The sequence below is a fragment of the Oleiphilus sp. HI0125 genome, assembly GCF_001635355.1.
Genome location: NZ_LWGF01001329.1, coordinates 1 through 840, shown reverse-complemented (window position 1 = coordinate 840; position 840 = coordinate 1). Strand labels below are relative to the sequence as shown.

The following is an 840-nucleotide window of genomic DNA, read 5'->3' as shown; positions in this document are numbered from 1 at the left end:
TGAACAGTCAGAATTTAAAGATCTCAACGGAAAAACAGCAAAGGGAAAGAACGCTATTAAAAAAGCTTTTCAACGTCTTTTTGATGGCGCTTATGGCAAGGTCACATTTATCCCAAAAAACATGTTTGTCGACCAGGAAAAACGACAGGCCAATTTTGTGTGGGCATGCCAGCATGAAATGCTTTCTAGTGCGAGTCTCAACCTTCCCAATAAATTCTTGTTTAAAGCGCTTAAAATACGCAACGGAAGTGCCTTTTTCTGGCATGGCGTTGATTACTTCATCTTTGATGAGGAACTTAAAATCATAAGTAAACAGACCTACGGCAAAGCGGCTTTCGCGCAGTTTATAAAAGGGCACTTCTCAAATAAATAATGCTACGAGCGCTAAAAATCTTCTTTTTGGTAGCACTATATGGCAGATATTGACGAGCTTATGGCGTGACATACTGTTCTAAATTGTCTGATTAAGACATGTAATAGACACTCCAAACGAAGCACCAAAAAAGAATAGTAATGGAGCTAAGATGTCAGACGACTTAACCCAACTCAACAAAGAAGCTATCGCGTCAGCTCAAAAATACATGGGCAAAATAAGCTGGCTTACCGTCATATATACTTTTAGCGTTGTGATCGGAACAATTGCGTTTCTCTACTTCTATTCGCAAGGTGATATTCCTCTTATTCCTGCGATCGTTGGTCTAGCAGCTTTGACTTATTTTTCTTATAGCGCACTGCACGAAGCGGCGCATGGGAACATTAACGGGAATAACAAAAAGCTTCAGTGGCTCAATGATCTATGCGGTTACCTCGCCGCACCACTTATTTCAGTGCCATACGCGT

Annotated in this window: 2 protein-coding genes; both read left to right on the top strand. The window is 40.8% G+C overall.

The features are described 5' to 3' along the window. Window positions 1–373 (top strand): hypothetical protein (locus A3762_RS27970; protein ID WP_068757796.1); only part of this gene is annotated, 373 nt, incomplete at its 5' end. A 151-nt stretch (window positions 374–524) separates the two neighbouring features. After that, the coding region (locus tag A3762_RS22860; RefSeq protein ID WP_197469516.1) for a fatty acid desaturase at window positions 525–840 on the top strand (316 nt) is incomplete at its 3' end.